Annotated in this window: 17 protein-coding genes; 14 read left to right on the forward strand and 3 right to left on the reverse strand. The window is 64.6% G+C overall.

Features of this window, described 5'->3' with window-relative positions; translation table 11 throughout:
- The first annotated feature begins 57 nt into the window (after positions 1–57).
- The 11 genes from E1748_RS16340 to E1748_RS16390 all read left to right on the forward strand — a co-directional run bounded on the left by E1748_RS16340 (position 58) and on the right by E1748_RS16390 (position 13,357).
- A complete protein-coding gene (locus tag E1748_RS16340) occupies positions 58–1,299 on the forward strand; it encodes a YbfB/YjiJ family MFS transporter (RefSeq protein WP_133648230.1) in 1,242 nt (413 codons plus the stop codon).
- A 586-nt stretch (positions 1,300–1,885) separates the two neighbouring features.
- Positions 1,886–2,416 (forward strand): NUDIX domain-containing protein, encoded by a 531-nt coding sequence (locus tag E1748_RS16345; protein ID WP_133648231.1) that lies wholly within the window; start codon positions 1,886–1,888, stop codon positions 2,414–2,416.
- Positions 2,417–2,487: 71 nt separating this feature from the next.
- Positions 2,488–3,636 carry an iron-containing alcohol dehydrogenase gene (locus E1748_RS16350; protein WP_133648232.1) on the forward strand — a complete coding sequence of 383 codons (1,149 nt, stop codon included), beginning with the start codon at positions 2,488–2,490 and terminating at the stop codon, positions 3,634–3,636.
- A 34-nt stretch (positions 3,637–3,670) separates the two neighbouring features.
- The gene (locus tag E1748_RS16355; protein WP_133648233.1) at positions 3,671–4,132 is read left to right on the forward strand and encodes an acyl-CoA thioesterase; all 462 of its coding nucleotides are present in this window, start codon (positions 3,671–3,673) and stop codon (positions 4,130–4,132) included.
- A gap of 13 nt (positions 4,133–4,145) precedes the next feature.
- Positions 4,146–5,084: a branched-chain amino acid ABC transporter permease gene (locus E1748_RS16360; RefSeq protein WP_133648234.1), complete on the forward strand. Its 939-nt coding sequence runs from the start codon at positions 4,146–4,148 to the stop codon at positions 5,082–5,084.
- A gap of 160 nt (positions 5,085–5,244) precedes the next feature.
- A complete protein-coding gene (locus E1748_RS16365; RefSeq protein ID WP_240766740.1) occupies positions 5,245–6,639 on the forward strand; it encodes a branched-chain amino acid ABC transporter permease in 1,395 nt (464 codons plus the stop codon).
- Entirely contained in the window at positions 6,636–7,400 is a 765-nt protein-coding gene (locus tag E1748_RS16370; protein ID WP_133648236.1) for an ABC transporter ATP-binding protein, read from the forward strand. The genes E1748_RS16365 and E1748_RS16370 overlap by 4 nt, the downstream gene beginning before the upstream one ends.
- Positions 7,397–8,110, forward strand: coding sequence for an ABC transporter ATP-binding protein (locus tag E1748_RS16375; protein WP_133648237.1), 714 nt, complete (start codon positions 7,397–7,399; stop codon positions 8,108–8,110). Before E1748_RS16370 ends, E1748_RS16375 begins: the two co-directional genes overlap by 4 nt.
- A gap of 494 nt (positions 8,111–8,604) precedes the next feature.
- The gene (locus tag E1748_RS16380; protein ID WP_133648238.1) at positions 8,605–10,935 is read left to right on the forward strand and encodes an alkaline phosphatase family protein; all 2,331 of its coding nucleotides are present in this window, start codon (positions 8,605–8,607) and stop codon (positions 10,933–10,935) included.
- Positions 10,936–11,116: 181 nt separating this feature from the next.
- Entirely contained in the window at positions 11,117–12,589 is a 1,473-nt protein-coding gene (locus E1748_RS16385) for a cytochrome-c peroxidase (protein ID WP_133648239.1), read from the forward strand.
- A 96-nt stretch (positions 12,590–12,685) separates the two neighbouring features.
- Positions 12,686–13,357 (forward strand): hypothetical protein, encoded by a 672-nt coding sequence (locus E1748_RS16390; protein ID WP_133648240.1) that lies wholly within the window; start codon positions 12,686–12,688, stop codon positions 13,355–13,357.
- 64 nt (positions 13,358–13,421) lie between these two features.
- On the opposite strand, the gene E1748_RS16395 is transcribed toward E1748_RS16390, so the two are convergent.
- Positions 13,422–14,315, reverse strand: coding sequence for a 2OG-Fe(II) oxygenase (locus E1748_RS16395; RefSeq protein WP_133648241.1), 894 nt, complete (start codon positions 14,313–14,315; stop codon positions 13,422–13,424).
- 802 nt (positions 14,316–15,117) lie between these two features.
- Between E1748_RS16395 and E1748_RS16400 the strand changes: the two genes are divergently transcribed.
- Complete coding sequence (locus E1748_RS16400; RefSeq protein WP_133648242.1) at positions 15,118–15,648, forward strand: GFA family protein; 531 nt, start codon at positions 15,118–15,120, stop codon at positions 15,646–15,648.
- A gap of 71 nt (positions 15,649–15,719) precedes the next feature.
- Here the strand turns inward: E1748_RS16400 and E1748_RS16405 are convergent, their stop codons facing one another.
- Complete coding sequence (locus E1748_RS16405; RefSeq protein ID WP_133648243.1) at positions 15,720–16,325, reverse strand: TetR/AcrR family transcriptional regulator; 606 nt, start codon at positions 16,323–16,325, stop codon at positions 15,720–15,722.
- 128 nt (positions 16,326–16,453) lie between these two features.
- Here E1748_RS16405 and E1748_RS16410 point away from each other — a divergent pair, with 128 nt between their 5' ends.
- A complete protein-coding gene (locus E1748_RS16410) occupies positions 16,454–17,377 on the forward strand; it encodes an NAD-dependent epimerase/dehydratase family protein (protein WP_133648244.1) in 924 nt (307 codons plus the stop codon).
- A complete protein-coding gene (locus E1748_RS16415) occupies positions 17,374–17,724 on the forward strand; it encodes a DoxX family protein (protein ID WP_133648245.1) in 351 nt (116 codons plus the stop codon). The genes E1748_RS16410 and E1748_RS16415 overlap by 4 nt, the downstream gene beginning before the upstream one ends.
- Positions 17,725–17,823: 99 nt before the next feature.
- On the opposite strand, the gene E1748_RS16420 is transcribed toward E1748_RS16415, so the two are convergent.
- Positions 17,824–18,279: a Rid family hydrolase gene (locus tag E1748_RS16420; RefSeq protein WP_240766650.1), complete on the reverse strand. Its 456-nt coding sequence runs from the start codon at positions 18,277–18,279 to the stop codon at positions 17,824–17,826.
- Positions 18,280–18,379 lie beyond the last annotated feature (100 nt).

Raw genomic sequence — 18,379 nt, forward strand, 5'->3', positions numbered from 1 at the left:
TAGGATGAGCGCCATCCGGCAACGCCTTTTTGCCTTTGGTTTCCACGCCATCGCTTCATGACCGATTTCGCCTCCGCCTCGCTCGCCGACCGTTCCGAACCGCATGCCGCCCGGCGTGCCGCGCTCGGCTGCATGATCGCGCTCGCGGTGGTGCTCGGCATCGGGCGGTTCGCGTTCACGCCGTTGCTGCCGCTGATGCTGTCGGGCGGGATGCTCGATCTTCGACATGGCGGCTGGCTCGCGTCAGCGAACTACGCGGGCTATTTCCTCGGCGCGACGACGTGTGCGGCGCTGCGCATCGAGCACGCGAGGATGGTGCGTGCCGGCCTCGTGCTGACCGTGCTGCTGACGCTCGCGATGGGCGTGACCTCGTCGTTTGGTGTGTGGGTCGTCGTGCGTTTCGCGGCGGGCGTGGTCAGCGCGTGGACGTTCGTGTTCGCGTCGCAGTGGGGATTGCGGCGCCTGGCGACGCTCAATGCGAACGCGTGGGGCGGCGTGATCTACACGGGACCGGGCTTCGGCATCGCGGGCACGGGATTGCTCGCGGGGGCGGCGGCCGGGTACGGGGCGTCGGTGGGCTGGGCGGCGTTTGCGGCGATCGCGGCGGTGCTCACGGCGCTTGTGTGGCGTGTGTTCGTCGTGCCGTCGCGTGATGCGATTGCGCGCGTTTCCACAACGGCTGCAGCGACTCCGGTTCAGCGGATCAACGCAGCCGCCAGCGCCTCACCCGCGACTCATCGCGCCGACGCGTTCTGGCTCGTCGTGCTGTACGGCATTCCCGGCTTCGGCTACATCATCACGGCGACTTTTCTTCCGGTGATCGCGCGCCATGCGTTGCCGTCTGGGTCCGCATGGCCCGATCTGTTCTGGCCGATGTTCGGTGTCGCGCTGATCGTCGGTGCGTTGTGCGCCGCGCGGCTGCCGTCGCACTGGGAGAACCGTTCGCTGCTCGCCGCGTGCTATGTGTTGCAGGCGGCGGGGATCGTGCTCGGGATCGTATGGCCGACGGCGGCGGGCTTCGCGCTCGGCAGCGTGCTGATCGGATTGCCGTTCACCGCGATCACGCTGTTCGCGATGCGCGAGGCGCGTCGTCTGCATGGCGATCGCGCAGCCGGACTGATGGGCTATGCGACTGCCGCGTACGGCCTTGGTCAGATCGTCGGGCCGCTCGTCGCGGCGCCGATCGCGGAGCGCACTGGGTCGTTCTCTCCGGCTCTGTGGCTTGCGGCTGGGGCGTTGATGTTGGGGGCGGTTGGGCTTGTTGCGGTTGTGGTGGTTGGACGGCGGCCGCGACGCTAAGTGCAGGCGAAGGGTCCGCGTGCATCGACGCGAAGAGCCTCGGCGTAGCGATTGCGCGGGCGCATGAAGCGATGGCACATGTAGAAGGTGTTTGCACACTGTTCGGGTCCGGCCACGCTAAATAGGGAACTGCGGTGTTTGCGTTCCCGGCTTGGAAAAACCCGCATCGTGTGTGCACCGAAGCACCGAAGCCAGGCCGCACGTCCTTCGTGCCGTCTAGCCGCTGCAACGAAGCAGCCCACGTACGACGCGTGCCCAGCCATTCGATCCATCGATCTGCACCGTTCGCATCCCCGCGTTGTCCGTACCTCCGCCTCTCTTCACCGATCCCTCGAACATCTTCCCGAGCCGCGCACTAAAATATCCGCTTTCGCGTCGCTTCGCGCGACCGGTTGCCAGGACGCCTGGCTATCGAGACGTTCGCGCGCACATGCCACATGAGAGGTACCATGACCCGCGCGGCGGTCTTCGTAACGCGTCACGTGAAAGACCCGACCGCGCGCAGCCGCACAACATCGAAACTGCAAAGCAACCGCAACCCGACAACCACCCACGCCCCGCATCGACCTTTCTCCACCCCTCGACCATGAGCGATTACCAATACTGTCCCCGCTGTGCCAAGCCGCTTTCCGAGCGCGCGGATCCCGAACACGAAGGCGGCCGCGTGCGCCGCGCGTGTCCCGACGACACCTGCGGCTATGTCCACTGGAACAATCCGCTGCCGGTCGTCGCGGCGATCGTCGAGTACGAAGGCAAGATCCTGCTCGCGCGCAACGCCGCGTGGCAGGAGGGGATGTTCGCGCTGATCACCGGTTTTCTCGAGAACGGCGAGACGCCGGAGCAGGGCATCGCGCGCGAAGTGCTCGAAGAGACGTCGCTGCACGCGGAAACCGTCGAACTGATCGGCGTGTACGAATTCATCCGCAAGAACGAACTGATCATCGCGTACCACGTGCGCGCGCACGGCACGATCGCGCTGTCGCCTGAACTGCTCGAATACCGGCTCGTCGAACCGGCGAAGCTGCGGCCGTGGCGCGCGGGCACCGGTCAGGCGCTCGGCGAATGGATGCGCCGGCGTGGGCTGCCGTTCGAATTCGTCGAACGGCCGGGACAATAACGCGCGACAGACAACCGTCCGGCAACCCGCCGCACGCATAGCATGATCCGCTGATTCCAATGGAGACTGGCATGGCGTACATCTACTACCTGACGCATATCCATCTGGGCTACGACGCGCTCGCGCAACTGCGCGCGGAGTGCGCGCGGACCGGCATCACGCGGCCGCTGATCGTCACCGACAAGGGTGTCGTCGCGGCCGGTCTCGTCGAGCGGACGCTCGCGGCGCTGCAACTCGGCGACGTGCCGGTGTTCGACGACACGCCGTCGAATCCGACCGAAGCGATGGTGCTCGCGGCCGCCGCGCGTTATCGCGACGAACGTTGCGACGGATTGATTGCGGTCGGCGGCGGTTCGTCGATCGATCTCGCGAAGGGCGTCGCGATCGCGGCGACACACACAGGGACGCTGACCAGTTACGCGACGATCGAGGGCGGCAGCGGCCGCATCACCGAAGCCGCCGCGCCGCTGATCGCGATTCCGACCACCGCCGGCACCGGCAGCGAAGTCGCGCGCGGCGCGATCGTGATCCTGAACGATGGGCGCAAGCTCGGCTTTCACTCGTGGCATCTGCTGCCGAAGGCGGCGATCTGCGATCCGGGGCTGACGCTCGGCCTGCCGTCGTCGTTGACCGCCGCGACCGGGATGGACGCGGTCGCGCATTGCATCGAGACGTTTCTCGCGCCCGCGTTCAATCCGCCTGCCGACGGCATCGCACTCGACGGCCTCGAACGCGCGTGGACGCACATCGAGCGCGCGACCGCCGACGGCAACGATCGCGACGCGCGCCTGAACATGATGAGCGCATCGATGCAGGGCGCGATGGCGTTCCAGAAGGGACTCGGCTGCGTGCATTCGCTGTCGCATCCGCTCGGCGGCGTGCCGGTGAACGGCCGCACGTCGTTGCATCACGGGACGCTGAACGCGGTCGTGCTGCCTGCCGTGCTTCGCTTCAACGAGCATTCGGAAACGGTGGTCGCGAACCATCGCTACGCGCGGATGCGTCATGCAATGAAGCTGCCCGAGCACGCCGATCTCGCGCAGGCGCTGTTCGACATGACCGCGCGTCTCGGCCTGCCGACCGGTCTGCGGCAGATGGGCGTCGAGCCGGCTGTGTTCGACAAGGTGATCCAGGGCGCGCTCGCCGATCACTGTCACAAGACCAATCCGCGCGAAGCGAGCGCCGACGATTATCGTCGGATGCTGACCGAATCGCTTTGATCCCGCGTACGCGCATCCATTGGCGAGACACACGATGAACAAACCCGCTCCCGCGCTGCGCGCCGCGTACCGCCACTTCCTGCCGATCACCACGCGCTGGATGGACAACGACGTGTACGGCCACGTGAACAACGTCGTCTACTACAGCTACTTCGATACGGTTGTGAACGAGTATCTGATCCGCGCGGGCGTGCTCGACGTCGAGCATGGCGAGACGATCGGGCTGGTCGTCGAGACGCAGTGCAATTACTTCGCGCCGCTCGTGTTTCCCGAGAAGGTCGAGGCGGGGTTAAGCGTCGTGCGGCTCGGTTCGTCGAGCGTGCGCTACGAGATCGGACTCTTTCGCGAAGGGCATACGCAGCCCGCCGCGCAGGGACATTTCGTGCACGTCTACGTGGACCGCGCGACGCGTCGACCGGTCGCGCTGCCTGCCGAACTGCGAGCCGCGCTTCTGCCGCTTGCCGTGGCGGGCGCCGGCACCAGCACCGCTGACTGAGCGCACGAGCCGCATGCAGTCGCTTGCGATCAACCTGCTGAACGGCGTCAGCTACGGGCTGCTGCTGTTCATGCTGTCGGCGGGACTGACGCTGATTTTCAGCATGCTCGGCGTGCTCAACTTCGCGCACGCGAGCTTCTACATGCTCGGCGCGTATGTCGGCGTGACGATCGCCGCGAAGACAGGCTTCTGGGGCGCGCTCGTGTTTGCGCCGCTTGTCGTCGGGCTTGCGGGTGCGGTGTTCGAGCGTGTGCTGTTGCGTCGCGTGCGTCCGCACGGCCATCTCGCCGAACTGCTGCTGACGTTCGGCGCCGCCTATCTGATCGGCGAAACGGTGAAGCTCGTCTGGGGCTTGCAGGCGCTTGCCGCGCCGGTGCCGCATGCGCTTGACGGTGCGCTCTTCACGTTCGACGGCGCCGCGTTTCCGCGTTATCGCGCGTTCATGATGGCGGTGTCGCTGGCGATGCTCGCGGTGCTGTACGCAGTGTTGCGCGTGTCGAAGACGGGGCTGATCGTGCGTGCCGCGCTGACGCATCCGGAGGCCGTCGAGGCGCTCGGTCACAACGTGCCGCGCGTGTTCACGTTCGTGTTCGCAGCGGGCACCGCGCTCGCGGCACTCGCCGGTGTGATCGGGGCACCGCTCTTCGTGATCGAGCCGGCGATGGCCGAATCGGTCGGCTCGATCGTGTTTGTCGTTGTCGTGATCGGCGGACTGGGGTCGCTCGGCGGTGCGCTGGCTGCGTCGCTGCTCGTGGGTTGTGTGCAGACGTTCGCGGTCGCGAGCGACGTGTCGTTGGGCGGCATCGCAGCGGCGCTCGGGCAACCGATGTCATCCGCGTGGGGCGGCCTGACGCTCGCGCAGCTGGCACCGCTGATTCCGTATCTGCTGCTCGTCGCGATGCTGGCGCTGCGGCCGCGCGGACTGTTCGGCCGGTATCAAGACGATGTCTGACGCACGCGGGCCGTTTGATCGGCGGGGGGCGGGACGTGGGTCGCGCGAGAGGGGCGGGGAGCGTGCGGCGTCCGGCGAGCGCGAAACACGTCGGTCACGCGATGCGCGAGAATTACGCGGGGCACATGACGTGCGCGCGTTGGATGAAGCAAACGAGGACATCGGCACATCTTCCCAGCGCGTCCGTATCACCTCGCGCACACCCTCGCTACGCTCACTCGCACCCTGGCTCGCACTCATCGTGCTGCTGATGGTGCCTCTATTCGTATCGTCGAAATCCCCCAACACCTGGCTGCTCGCCTACCTCGCGCAAACCGCGACGATGATCGTGTTCGCGCTGTCGTACAACATCCTGCTCGGCGAAACGGGTTTGCTGTCGCTCGGTCACGTGGTGCATGCGGGACTCGGCGCGTTGATCGCCGCTCGTCTGTTCAACGCGTTTGGTGTGCCGCTGCCGGTGTTGCCACTCGCAGGCGGGATCGGCGGCGCGCTGGTAGGCGTGTTGACCGGCTACGTATCGACGCGTCGCGCGGGCACCGCGTTCGCGATGATCACGCTCGGCATCGGCGAGCTGATCGCCGCCGCCGCGTGGACGTTGCCCGACTGGTTCGGCGGCGAGGCGGGCGTCGCGATCGATCGCGCGAGCGGTCCCGCACTCGGCGCGTGGACCTTCGGCCCCGCGCGCGAAGCGTACGTGTTGATCGCCATATGGTGCGTGCTCGCGTGCGTCGCGATGTTCGCGCTGTCGCGTACGCCGTTCATGCGCATCGCGAACGCGGTGCGCGACAACCCGGTGCGCGCGGCGGCGATCGGTTGCGAGCCGCGACGCGTGCGCTACGCGAGCGTCGTGTGCGCAGCGTTCTTCGCGGGCGTCGCGGGGACGCTGGGACTGATCAACGTCGAACTCGTATCGACGGAAAGCGTCGGCATGCTGCGCTCCGGCGCCGTGCTGATCGCGACCGTGATCGGCGGGACCGGGGCGTTCTTTGGGCCGGTCGCGGGCGCGGTCGTGTTGACGTTCTTCAGCGTCGCGGTCGCGAGCGTCACGCGCGCGTGGCTGTTCTATCTCGGACTGCTGTTCGTCGCGGTCGTGGTCGGCTCGCCCGACGGTCTCGCCGGTTTCGCCGCGCGCGCGTCCGCGCGGCTTACGCGTTACGGCTGGCGCACGTGCGTCGCGCCGTGGCTGCTCGGCGCGAGCGCTGTGTGTGCGTGGGTCGCGGCGATCGTCGTCGCGGTGCAGTGGGCGTACGCGCGACAGTTCGGCGCTGACGATGCGGGTAGCAACGGAGCGCTCGCGAACTGGTTCCCGGCCGGTCACGCCGACGGCACGACGCCGATCGACGCGCACGTTGCAACGATCGCCGCAGTCGTTGTGCTGCTGGCGGCGATGGGCTTCGTCGCGGCGCGGGCTGCGCGACGTCGATGGGCGAGCGCGGAAGCGATGCGTGTGAAGCGGGAACAGGAACAGGGACAGGGTAGTGCGCTTCATGTCGCCACAACCGCAGCCGTAGCCGTAGCCGCCAACGTTCGCGAATCGCACGACCCCGCCCCATGACGGCCGCCCTCACACTCCACCGTATCGAAAAACGCTTCGGCGCGACCGAAGTGCTGCGCGGCGTCGATCTCGTCGTCGAGCCCGGCGAGCGTCACGCGCTGATCGGTCCGAACGGCGCGGGCAAGTCGACGCTGTTCGATCTGATCGCGGGCGCGAGCCGGCCGGGCGCGGGGCGCATCGAGTTGTTCGGCGTCGACATCACGCGGCTGGGTGCTGCGGCGATCAGCCGACGCGGCCTCGCGCGCAGTTTTCAGCGCACGAGTCTGTTCGTGGGGCTGTCGGTATTCGACAACCTGCGCTGTGCGGCGCTGTTCGCGGAGCGCGGGCGCGGCAGCGTGTGGCGTCGCTGGACCCGTTTCCGTGCCGCCGACGCACGCGCCGAACAGGTGCTCGATGCGGTCGGCCTCGGCGCGCGTGCGGATACGCTGGCTGGCACGCTCAGCTATGCGGAGCAGCGCGCGCTCGATCTCGGTCTCGCGCTTGCGGGCGGCGCACACACGCTGCTGCTCGACGAACCCACCGCGGGCATGAACCGCGCGGAGGCCGCGCGCGCGATCGAACTGATCCGCGGCGCGACCGCCGGCCGCACGCTGCTGATGATCGAGCACGACATGGATGCCGTGTTCGGCCTCGCCGATCGCATCTCGGTGCTGGTCGGCGGTCGCGTGATCGCGACCGGCACGCCGACCGAGATCCGTGCGGATGCGTCGGTACGCGCCGCCTACCTCGGCAGCGACCTCAAAGACGGTTTCGCGCGATGACAGCGCTACTCGACATCCGCGATCTGCGTGCATGGCACGGCGCGAGCCAGGCGCTGCACGGCGTGAACCTGCGCATCGAAGCGGGCGAGGTACTCGCGCTCGCGGGCCGCAACGGCTCGGGGCGCTCGACGCTCGCGCGCGCGATCATGGGGCTGGTCCGCAGCGACGGTGAACTCAATTTCGCGGGTCGTTCGTTGAGCGGGCTGCGACCGTTCGAGATCGCGCGGCTCGGTATCGGCTACGTGCCCGAACATCGCGACGTATTCCCCACACTGACCGTCCACGAAAATCTTCTGCTCGGACAGATGCGGCGCGGCCACAGCCACACACCGCGCTTCACGTTCGACGACGCATACGCGCTGTTCCCGGTTCTGCACGAACGACAGCGCACGCGTGCCGGCGCACTGTCGGGCGGCGAGCAGCAGATGCTCGCGCTTGCTCGCGCGTTGCTCGGCGACCCCGATCTGCTGGTGATCGACGAGCCGACAGAAGGGCTCGCCGCACAGCGCATCGAACAGGTGACCGCCTGTCTGCGCACGTTGAGCGAACGCGGCGTCGCGATGCTGCTGATCGAACAGCGGCTCGCGATCGCGCATGCACTCGCGCAACGTGTCGCCGTGATGGGGCATGGCGAGATCGTGTTCGACGGCACGTTCGATGCGTTTCGCGAGCGGCGTGACGTGATCGACGAATGGCTCGGCGTCGGCTGAGCATCACGCGTTTTCCGCCCGGGTAGCGAGCACAGCACCGATGCACTCCGCATCGTCTGCCAGGGATTGCGAAGCGACGCGTTCATCGGGATTCCACACCTTCGGCACGACATAAATATTCGCTGCCGACGACTGAGACTAATCCGTCTCCACGTAAAAAAGCACGCGCTCAAAAATGGGAGCGCGAGCTTACAAGTCATCCTTATTGATCATTACTTTTTCCGACATTCCAGGTGAGCGCGAAGTGCGTCCAGGGGCGGGAGGCCTTCCGGCACGGGAAGGACAGGGCGGGTCGTCTGCAAGGTAGCGACACTCCGCTGCTTATTTGCGATGTAATGATTCTGTTGGAATTGAGAAATTGAATCGTAAAATTCCTTAACGGGTGGTTTCACGAAATATTAATTTATCGACTTGATAATCCGGCTCCGCAGGTAACGCACAGCTGTTTGCAAAGAAGAAAGTAGTCGCACATGCAACCTACAGGGGCACCCACAATGTCGGTCCATTTAGCAAATCGCAGCACCCTCCTTCTAACTTCGATTGCGGCAGCCTGTGTGCTCGCCGCTTGCGGAGGTAGCGACAACCATCCGGCGACGACGGCCAGCAACCCGACGCCGACGACGTTCTCGGGCGTCGTGAACGCGGCCGCTGTCACGCCGGGCAGCACGACCGGTAACCCGACCGTCAAGGCCGGCTACTACACCGGCGCGACGGTTTGCCTCGACGCGAACGGCAATGGTGTGTGCGACGCGTCGGAAGCCACGGCAACGACGGACGCGAATGGTCATTTCTCGCTGCAATCGACCGCCACGGGTCAACTGATTGCCGATGTCAGCACGAATGCCAAGAACACGGCAAGCGGTGCGGCCGTCGCCAGCCACGTGATCCTGCGCGCTTCGGCTGCGCAGATCGCCGACCAGGGCGCGACGAACGTCGTGATCAGCCCGATGTCGAGCGAAGTGCAGCGTCTGGTGGAAGCGAACGGCACGACCTACGCGACCGAAAAGGCCAACCTGGTCACGCGTATGAGCGCGCCGGCCCTGGGTGCGTCGTCGGTGGCGATCACCGCGGCGAATCTGCTGAGCGATGTGACGAAGCTGTCGGGTGCCGAGCAGCAGGCGATGCTGTTCGAAGAAAACGAACTCGGCAACCGCTACACGTACGCGACGACCAAGCTCGACCGTCACGACCAGTATCCGGACAACCTCGCGGTGCCGGGCGGCGATCCGTCGCTGGTCGGCGCTGCGGGCGTGACCGCCGCGACCGCCGTCGTATCGACGACGAAGCAGGCGCCGATCACGTACGCGCAATCGCAACAGGCCGCGTTCAACGTCGAAGGCATTCCGCGCTACGACAACATCTTCGTGATCATGCTGGAGAACCACAGCGTGGCGCCGGTGACGGGCACGCCGGGTATTCTCGGTTCGACGAGCGCACCGTTCATCAACCAGTTCCTGGCCAGCAACGCACAGTTCACGACGTACTACTCGACGGGTAACCCGAGCGAGCCGAACTACACGGCACTCGGCGGTGCGGACGACTGGGGTATCGTCGACGACAACTGGTGGGGCTGCGGTGCCGGCACGAGCGGCGCGAACGCCCCGACGGACGTGGCGTTTGCCGGCGGCAAGGCGTCGGATGGCCAGCCGCTCGTCGCGACCGGTGCACTGCCGACGCAGGACACCACGCACCTGACGGGCCTGACGAACGCCGCCTGTACGACGGTCGGATCGAGCGCGAACCACAACGTCCAGTCGCCGTCGCTGTTCAACCTGCTGACGCAGGCTGGCCTGACGTGGCGTACCTACAGCGAGTCGATGAACCCGGGTCAAGACCCGCGCTCGGACAGCATCGCCGATGCCGCGATTACGGACACGTACACGGGCCCGGGCAGCAACGGCACGGCATTCGCTGTTCCGAACGCGCTGTACAAGACCAAGCACCATCCGGGCATGGCTTATCAGCCGACGCGTAACCTGCCGGAGTTCATGGCCGACAACCGCACCATCTTCGGCACGCAGTACAGCGCAGCCGACTGGGCGAAGTCGACGGCTTACCCGATCCCGGCCGGCTACAACCCGGACCAGTTCAGCACCGACCTGGCCTCCGGCGACGTGGGCAGCATCAACTTCATCATGCCTGACCAGTGCGACGACATGCACGGCACCGGCTCCGATCCGTCGTGCTCGGGCGGCAGCACGCAGATCGTTCAGCGTGGCGACGACTATGTCCGTCAGGTGATCACGAAGATCCAGGCATCGCCGCTGTGGGCCAACAAGCAGCGCAAGGTGGCGATCGTCGTGATGTTCGACGAAGGCGAAGGTAGCTCGACGGCATGCTGCGGCTGGAACCCGGTGACCTCCGACGTCAACCAGGCTCCGCTCACGTTCGCGAACGGCAAGTTCACGCCGGTGACGACGGCGAAGTACAACGGCGGCAACCACGGTCACGGCAATTCGATCTTCGGTGTGGCAACGAACCAGGCCAACCCGAACATCGTCGACAGCGACGAGTACAGCCACTTCTCGCTGGTGCGTACGATGCAGGACATGTTCCAGATCGGTGACCCGGCACAGCCGGCCACGTACCTCGCCCGTGCGAAGTACACGGAATCGTTCATCGCCAGCAACATCCTGAACCTGCCGGAACTCGCGGGCAGCGCGGATACGCACTTCGACGCCGTGCGACCGATGAACCACGCGTACATCACGCCGGCTACCTACACGCAGAAGCTGAACCCGGTCGACGTGACGGGTACGTCGCTGGCCTCGCGTGCTGCGGGTCCGGACGCAAGCCAGACCAACATCTGGGCACTCGCGAAGTAAGTGTGTGACTGGCGGGAGGCGCTGCATGGTCTCCCGCGACAACAAGCTTTTGATCTCGCTGCCGGGCCGCAATGTGCGGCCCGGCAGTTTGCGTATCGTGACTCCTGTTGTCGGGTGACCTTCGGCTTCAACGGAACCGCGCAGAAGCGGTCCCAGGACCCGGGCAATCAAAGACCTTGAAATGCGAAAAATTTTCTTCGGTGTACTGTGCGCATTCTCCGTGCTGCTGACCGCCTGCGGCGGCGGTGGCAGCGATAGCGGCTCGAGCCAGACCTCGTCGAGTGGTGGCTCGACCGGCGGTCTCGCGCCTCCCGCGAAGATCACGCTGAGCGCGGCCGCGCAGGTCGGCCAGCAACTGTTCTTCGACAAGAACCTGTCGAGCGGCAAGAACATGTCGTGCGCGACGTGTCACAACCCGCAGTATGCGTACGGGCCGCCGAACAGCCTGTCGGTACAGCTCGGCTCCGATCCGTCGCAGGCGGGACAGCGCGCGGTGCCTTCGCTGCGCTATAAATCGATGACGCCGCCGTACAACGACATCGCCGAGAACCCCGACGGCATCACGCAGAACGCGCCCGGCGGCGGCTTCATGGAAGACGGCCGCGCGACGACGCTCGCCACGCAGCCGGCGCTGCCGCTGCTCAATCCGCTCGAAATGAACAATGCGTCGCCGGCCGTCGTCGTGCAGACCGTGCAGAGCGCGTCGTATGCGGCGCTGTTCCAGCAGGCCTTCGGCGCGGGCGTATTCTCCGACGCGAACGCGACGTTCACCGACGTCGGCGTCGCATTGCAGGCGTATCAGGTGGAAGACCCGAGCTTCGCGCCGTACTCGAGCAAGTTCGATCTGTTCGAGTCGAACAAGATCGGCGGGACGCTGACGGCGGCGGAAATGCGCGGCCTCCAGCTCTTCAACGACACCGATAAGGGCGCAGGATGCGTGGCTTGCCACTATGCCGGCGCGAACTTCAACGGCTCGGTTGGTCTGATGACCGATTTCACGTACCAGGCGATCGGCGCACCGCGTAACGACACGCAGATTCCTGGCAACCCTGATCCGATTCCGGCGAACACGAACGCATCGTTTGTCGACATGGGGCTGTGCGGTCCGCTCAACAACATTCATACGCCGGGTACGGCCAACAGCGGCGCCGGTCCGGATTCGATCACCGGCGTCAACGTGCCCGATCCGTACTGCGGCCGCTTCAAGGTGCCGACGCTGCGCAACGTCGCGACACGGACCGCACTGTTCCACAACGGCGTATTCCATTCGCTGACGCAGGTACTGAACTTCTACAACACCCGCGATACGAACCCGGAATACTGGTATCCGAGCACCGGCGGCGATACGACGCACATGGTGCAGAACCCGTCGTATGCGCTGTTCCCGACGGCGGCGTCGGGCGCGACCGCGCAGTCCTTCAACGATCTGCCGGTCACGTTTCAAGGCAACATCGACGAAGAACTGCCGATGGGGCAAGGGCAGACCGACGCCGGCGGCACGACCGCTGCCGACGGTGCGAAGCCGCGTGCGATCCATTCGACGCCGCAGCTGACGCAGCAGAACATCGCCGATCTGGTCTGCTTCCTGAACACGCTGACCGACGGTTACCAGCCGCCCGCCACGCCGCCTGCGAGCGGTGCCTGTGTGAACTGACGATGAGCCCGCGCGGCTCGCCTGCAAGGGTGGCCGCGCGTTGCGATCTGTCTGTGCCTTATTTGCATCCCAGTCATTCAACTCGAGCAACACACCATGATTCGACGTACCACTGCCGTCCGCCTCGCTTGCGGCGCGGCTGCGATGATTTCCCTTACGCTGTTTGCCGGCTGCCACGATAAAAGCCAGGACGTCAGCCGCGAGAATTTCACGACCACGATCAACGATTTCCTCGCGAAACGCGGCCACCTGTGTCTCGCGAAATACGACTGGCCGATCTACGTGACGACCGACGACGTCGCCGCGGGCACGCGCGACGCGATCCAGATGCCAGTGCTCGAGAAGGTCGGCCTCGTCGCGGGCAAGACGATGACGGTCGAACGTACTGACCCGGCCGGCAAGAAGATCACCGCGACCGCGCGGCAGTATCAGTTGACCGACGAAGGCCAGAAATACTATCTGCACGTTCCGGAAGTGGTCGCGACCGCGACCGGAAGCGTCACGCATCCGGCCGATTTCTGCGCGGCGACGCTGACGCTCGATAAGGTGGTCGGGTGGGAACGGCCCGCGCCGGTCGAGGGCAAGACCGCGACGTCGGTGATCTACACGTACAAGATCGAACCGGCGACGTGGGCGAAAGATGCCGACGTGCAGCGCGTGTTCCCGATGATTAAACGCGTCGTCGAAGGCGCGGGCACGATGCAGTTGCGCGAGGGCGTGCATCTGACGTCGGACGGCTGGGTGGCCGACGAAGTGATGGCGCGTTGAGGTTTCGGTAGAGAAGGGCGGGGCGTTTATATCGCCCCGCGTTTTCGAGCCGCGTTTTTTAGCACTAAGCCTGATCGCGTGGCACGAAGCGGCGCGTGCGAATCCACTTCGTCGCGACCCACTTCTCGCCTGCGCGTAGCGGGGTGCTCGCGTGCAGCGAGCCCGGATCGGACAGCCCGAAACGGTTGCCGTATTCGAAGTAGAGCGCGTGCCCGCGTTGCGGCGCCACCGACCAGCCGATCTGCGGAAACACGGTTTCGCCACCGCCGCCATCGACATCGTTCAGATACATCAACAGCGTGCCGACACGTTGACCGCTGCGCGCGATCGACTCGCGATTCGACGCGTTGTTCGCGACCAGATAGTCGACGTGCGGCGTCGATTCGGCGCCCGCTTCGTAATTCAATAGCTGCAGGCCTTCGCCGTTTTCGACGGGCAGCCCCGTGAGTTCCGCGATCCGCGCTTCGATGCGCGCGATCAGCGGCGTTTCGCCGAGACGAAAGAACATGCCGCTGCTGCTGCGATGCCCTGCGACGACATTGCGGCCTGTCACCGGATCGACGACGGTCGAGCGATTCAGGCGCGGGCGCGCGAGCGCGATCAGTTGTTCGCATTCGCTCGTGCTGAGAAAGTTGCCGAGCTGGATCGCGGCAGGCCGCTGCATTCTCGCGACGACCCGCACCTTGCGCTCGCCGACGGTAATCAGCGAACCGTCGGGCACGCGCAGCGACTCCAGTTCGTAGGTCACCGGCGCACCGCCGATTTCGAGCTTGTCGCCGGGCAACGCCGTGCCGTACAGAAACGCCGACGTGATCGCGTTGACCATCCCCGACGCGAGTTCGACCGGGTTCTTTCGATTGACCAGTTCCTGAACGATCGTCTGCGGAGGGACACCGCGTGTGAGGTTGTCGGCGATCCAGTCGCGGAGTTCGGTGGGGAAGGGGACGGTGATGGACATCGGGGCTCGGGGGTGGGCGACGCAGTGGGGTCGCATGATAGCGAGGTTGTGTGTCGTTCGTGCGTCGGAGTGGGTTTGCGATCGATCGTTTTCATCGTTCGCGTCGATAGATCGTCGACAATGAGCCACTCAAGCAATCACGATATGGGTGGAAAATTACGTCCACTGAAATGCCGAGGATGGTCAAAAGCCAGGAAGCAATCGATGAATTTCTTCGGGAAACTCACGGCCTGCATGACTCATGCGTGACATCTGCCGAATTTCATGACGGACGGTTTGTAGACGAGTCCGGATCCATGCATTGTGAGCTTGGTGACCAGGCAACCGCGATCCTGAAATTCGATCGTCAATCCGGGACAGGGACTGTGACGAGATACGTTCTGGTCTTTGAAGGTGTTCTTCACTTTGAGTACGTGCATGACGCAGCGGACGACGGCATCATATTCTCGTGCGCGGTGTCGCTAACGACGGAAGGCGTTTGTTTCGCATGCAATCCGGAACACGGCAAACCGGTTCCGGTCGTACGCGCCAGATCGTTCGAGTACACGGTGTCCGGTTGACCGTTGAGACGACGGGGGGCGAGAACCACGTTGAAGGTTGACCCGGAGCGGCCATTCGTCGAATGTGCGTGAACATGCGGGGTAGTTCTTTCACGCCAACCCGTCGGCTCCGCATACATCGATCGAATTTGAATACGATCGCGCGTGTCATCGCGACCCTGTAATTGCGACTTCGGCCTCTTGCCGACCGCATCGCTTTCAAACCGATGTGTGAGCTAGTAGAGCCACAAGGAGCAACGCCCATGACCGCAAAAAATCCAGCCTACGTCGGGCATTGCCAATGTGGCACGGTCGAGATCAGCGCGTGGGCCCAACCGATGATGGTCAGTACGTGCTACTGCGACGACTGTCAGGCGGCAGGCCAACGTCATGCGGCATCCGGCAGTTCAGCACCGATGTCGGGCGCCGACGGTGGCACGGAGTTCATGGTGTTTCGCCGTGGCAGCATTGCGTGTACACGGGGCGCGGACCTGCTCCAGCCGGCGAAGCTGACCTCGCATACGAAGACCCGCCGGATGATCGCGAGTTGCTGTGCGACGCCGATGTACGTCGCCTTCGACGACAAACGACCTTGGGTGTCGGCGTTCCGCGCGCCCTTCGGAGCGGATGCGCCGCCGGTTGAGATGCGGATCTGCACGCGGTTCAGGCGTGCGGAAGAAGCGGTCGATGATGGTGTGCGAAGTCATTCCGGCTACCCTCCGGCGATGATGGTCCGGATTCTGGCTGCGTTGCCGGTCGTGCTGTTCAGCAAGTCGGTTGGGACTTTGCCTTAGCGTGAGTGGTCGATGCGATCGCGTATGCGGATGTCTTGCTTCGCTCACGACACGCCGTTGCGCGCGATCCCTCAACGAAGCGCAGCCGCCACCGCCTCGTCAATCTGCAGCGCAAACCGCGCTTCAACATCGGGCACGGCGTAGCCGATCGACAGTTCCAGATACGCGTCGCCCAGCACCAGCTGAACGAATGTCGCCGCCCGCAATGCCGCAGTCGATTCATCAAACCGCTTGCGCAGAATTTTCGCAGCGAACGCGCGCACGACCTTCGCGCCATTTTCGTAAAACACCTGGCCGAGTTCCGGAAGACGTTCGGCCTCGGCGACGATGGCCCGGTACAGCCGCAGATAATCCGGCGCGATCAGGATTTGCGCCAGGACCCGCCCCAACTCGCGCAACGCGACTTCGGGGGATTCATCGGGTTGCTCGTCCCGAGCGCCGGCAAGAAATCCACCCACCTGGCCGCACATCGAGCTCACCAGACCCACGAAGAGCGCCTCCTTCGACTTGAAGTGACGATAGACCGTCTGTTTGCCCACGCCGGCAGCCGAGGCGACATCGTCCATCGTTGCCAGACCGAACCCCTCGCGTAAAAAAACGATTCTCGCGCCGTCAAGGATCGCGGATCGCTTGCGGTATTGCAGCGGGCTCAGGTCGGGGAGGGAAGAAGTGTCCATCCCAGATAAATAGCAGATCGTCGAGTAGTTGACAAGACTGGTTAGTCTCGTTTAGATTCGCCTAAACGAGACCAATGAGTCTCGTTCTTCCGATCATTCGATTTCGCGACCCATCATTGGAGAACGCTTTGAAACTGTTCATGACAGGCGGTACTGGTTTTATCGGGCAGGCGGTTGCGCGCAAGGCAATCGGCCTCGGCCATCAGGTGACGGCGCTGGTGCGCCAGGACAGCTCGGCGGCCGCCGGCGCGCTGGTACGTCTCGGTGTGCAACTGCATGTTGGCGATCTGCGTGAGCCGCAGTCTTTTGCGTCGACTGTCGGTGCCGCCGATGGCGTGGTGCACACCGCGTCGACCAACGATGCGTCCGCCGCTGCTGCCGACGAAGCCGCGGTCGTCGCGATGCTCGCGTATTTGCGTCCGGGTGCGGCGTTTGTCTACACGTCGGGCACCTGGGTCTACGGCAATACGGGAGGCGAGCCCGTGACCGAAGCGTCGGCACTGAACCCGACGCCGCTCGTCGCGTGGCGGCCGGCTGTCGAGCAACGTGTGCTGGCGCTCGCAGCGAGCCGCTCGATTGCCGCCGTGATTCTCAGGCCGGCGATGGTGCACGGCTACGGCGGCGGCGTATTCGGCATGCTGGCCGGCATGGCCCATCAGGCAGGCAGTGTGCGGATCGTCGGTGATGGTCGCAATCATTGGCCTGCCGTTCACGTCGATGATCTCGCGACGGCTTACCTGAGCGCGGTGGAGCAGGCGGCAAGCGGGGGCGATCGAGTCGCGGGCCAGATCTTCAACGTGGTCGCGGAAGAGGCCGTTGCGCTTGCCGAAATAGGTGAAGCGATTCGGGCATCGGTCGGCGTCGACCGTGTCGATCCGTGGCCGCTCGACGATGCCCGTGAATCGCTTGGACCGTTCGCCGATGCACTGGCACTCGACCAGACAGTCAGCGGTCAGCACGCCCGGCGAGTGCTTGCGTGGCAACCTCACGGCCCTGGCCTGATTGCGGACCTCTCTGGACACACGAACGCTCAGCAAATCGACGGAGCATGACGATGGTGTTGAACGGCGTATCTCTCGAATCGATTCTCGCGATGATCCTGACGGTTCTGTTTGCGGTGGCGGGCGTGGTCAATCTCGCAGGACGCGGCGCGGTGAAGAGCGACTTTGCGCGCTGGGGTTATCCGGCGTGGTTTCGCTTGCTCTGTGGCGCGCTTGAGCTGCTCAGTGCGGTACTTCTTTTTGGACAACACACCAGGGTGTTTGGGCTGACGCTGGCCGGAGCGATTATGGTCGGTGTGCTTTTTACGCTGTTGCGGAACCGGGAGTCGTTCAAGCATCTTGCGCCGGCGGTGGTCTTTTCCGCTCTGATTGTGGTCACTTTTGCTGTTCGTGGTTGAGGCTTTCTTGCAGCCAGGCGAGTGAGCGCGGGACGCTAACAGGCCGCGTGGGCGATGCGCGCGCATCGCATCAGCGGCCAGGGGCACCGTGACGAACCGTTACGCCGCTTTGGCTGCGGTCACCGTGACTTCAACAAGCCATCCAGGCTCTACCAGCCCCACGACTTGCGAGCGGGTGCGAGTGGGCAAGTTCGGTTGTGCCTGCGAGCCGAAATAGTCGAGATAAACACTCGAAAAACCTTCGTAGTCCGGCCTGCCGTTGTTCGCGGGATCGGCGACAAAGATGGCCTGCACGACAACGACGTCGTCCAATGCATAGCCCTTGCTGCTGAGGGTTTTGCTGATCTGATCCAGTATGCTTTTCGTTTGGGTTCGTGTATCGCCGAAGTAGGCCACCGTGCGTGGATCGGCATCGACGTTCGACGGCAACGCGCCGACGCCGCTCAACACGATGTACTTTGCGCCTGCGGGGATTTCGATTGCTTCCGAAAATTCTCTCGCCCACGCTTCCGTCAAGGCGCCCGGGGTTGCATGTCGTACGATGGCATCGCTCATGTGGTTCTCCGTGTTTGATAGGGGGACGGCAGTCTGCGTGAACGTAGCACTGTTGCTCGAAGGTCTGTCCGATAGCCCTGGAAAGGGCAATGATTTAATC

It is taken from the genome of Paraburkholderia flava (genome assembly GCF_004359985.1).
Lineage (GTDB): Bacteria > Pseudomonadota > Gammaproteobacteria > Burkholderiales > Burkholderiaceae > Paraburkholderia > Paraburkholderia flava.

Excerpts from the sequence above, each read along its gene's own strand:
- E1748_RS16350 (WP_133648232.1), top strand. The coding sequence starts at position 2,488 with ATGGCGTACATCTACTACCTGACGCATATCCATCTGGGCTACGACGCG.
- E1748_RS16415 (WP_133648245.1), top strand. The coding sequence starts at position 17,374 with ATGACGATGGTGTTGAACGGCGTATCTCTCGAATCGATTCTCGCGATG.
- E1748_RS16420 (WP_240766650.1), bottom strand. The coding sequence starts at position 18,279 with ATGAGCGATGCCATCGTACGACATGCAACCCCGGGCGCCTTGACGGAA.
- E1748_RS16370 (WP_133648236.1), top strand. The coding sequence starts at position 6,636 with ATGACGGCCGCCCTCACACTCCACCGTATCGAAAAACGCTTCGGCGCG.
- E1748_RS16375 (WP_133648237.1), top strand. The coding sequence starts at position 7,397 with ATGACAGCGCTACTCGACATCCGCGATCTGCGTGCATGGCACGGCGCG.
- E1748_RS16345 (WP_133648231.1), top strand. The coding sequence starts at position 1,886 with ATGAGCGATTACCAATACTGTCCCCGCTGTGCCAAGCCGCTTTCCGAG.
- E1748_RS16355 (WP_133648233.1), top strand. The coding sequence starts at position 3,671 with ATGAACAAACCCGCTCCCGCGCTGCGCGCCGCGTACCGCCACTTCCTG.
- E1748_RS16380 (WP_133648238.1), top strand. The coding sequence starts at position 8,605 with ATGTCGGTCCATTTAGCAAATCGCAGCACCCTCCTTCTAACTTCGATT.
- E1748_RS16395 (WP_133648241.1), bottom strand. The coding sequence starts at position 14,315 with ATGTCCATCACCGTCCCCTTCCCCACCGAACTCCGCGACTGGATCGCC.
- E1748_RS16400 (WP_133648242.1), top strand. The coding sequence starts at position 15,118 with ATGACCGCAAAAAATCCAGCCTACGTCGGGCATTGCCAATGTGGCACG.
- E1748_RS16360 (WP_133648234.1), top strand. The coding sequence starts at position 4,146 with ATGCAGTCGCTTGCGATCAACCTGCTGAACGGCGTCAGCTACGGGCTG.
- E1748_RS16385 (WP_133648239.1), top strand. The coding sequence starts at position 11,117 with ATGCGAAAAATTTTCTTCGGTGTACTGTGCGCATTCTCCGTGCTGCTG.
- E1748_RS16340 (WP_133648230.1), top strand. The coding sequence starts at position 58 with ATGACCGATTTCGCCTCCGCCTCGCTCGCCGACCGTTCCGAACCGCAT.
- E1748_RS16405 (WP_133648243.1), bottom strand. The coding sequence starts at position 16,325 with ATGGACACTTCTTCCCTCCCCGACCTGAGCCCGCTGCAATACCGCAAG.
- E1748_RS16390 (WP_133648240.1), top strand. The coding sequence starts at position 12,686 with ATGATTCGACGTACCACTGCCGTCCGCCTCGCTTGCGGCGCGGCTGCG.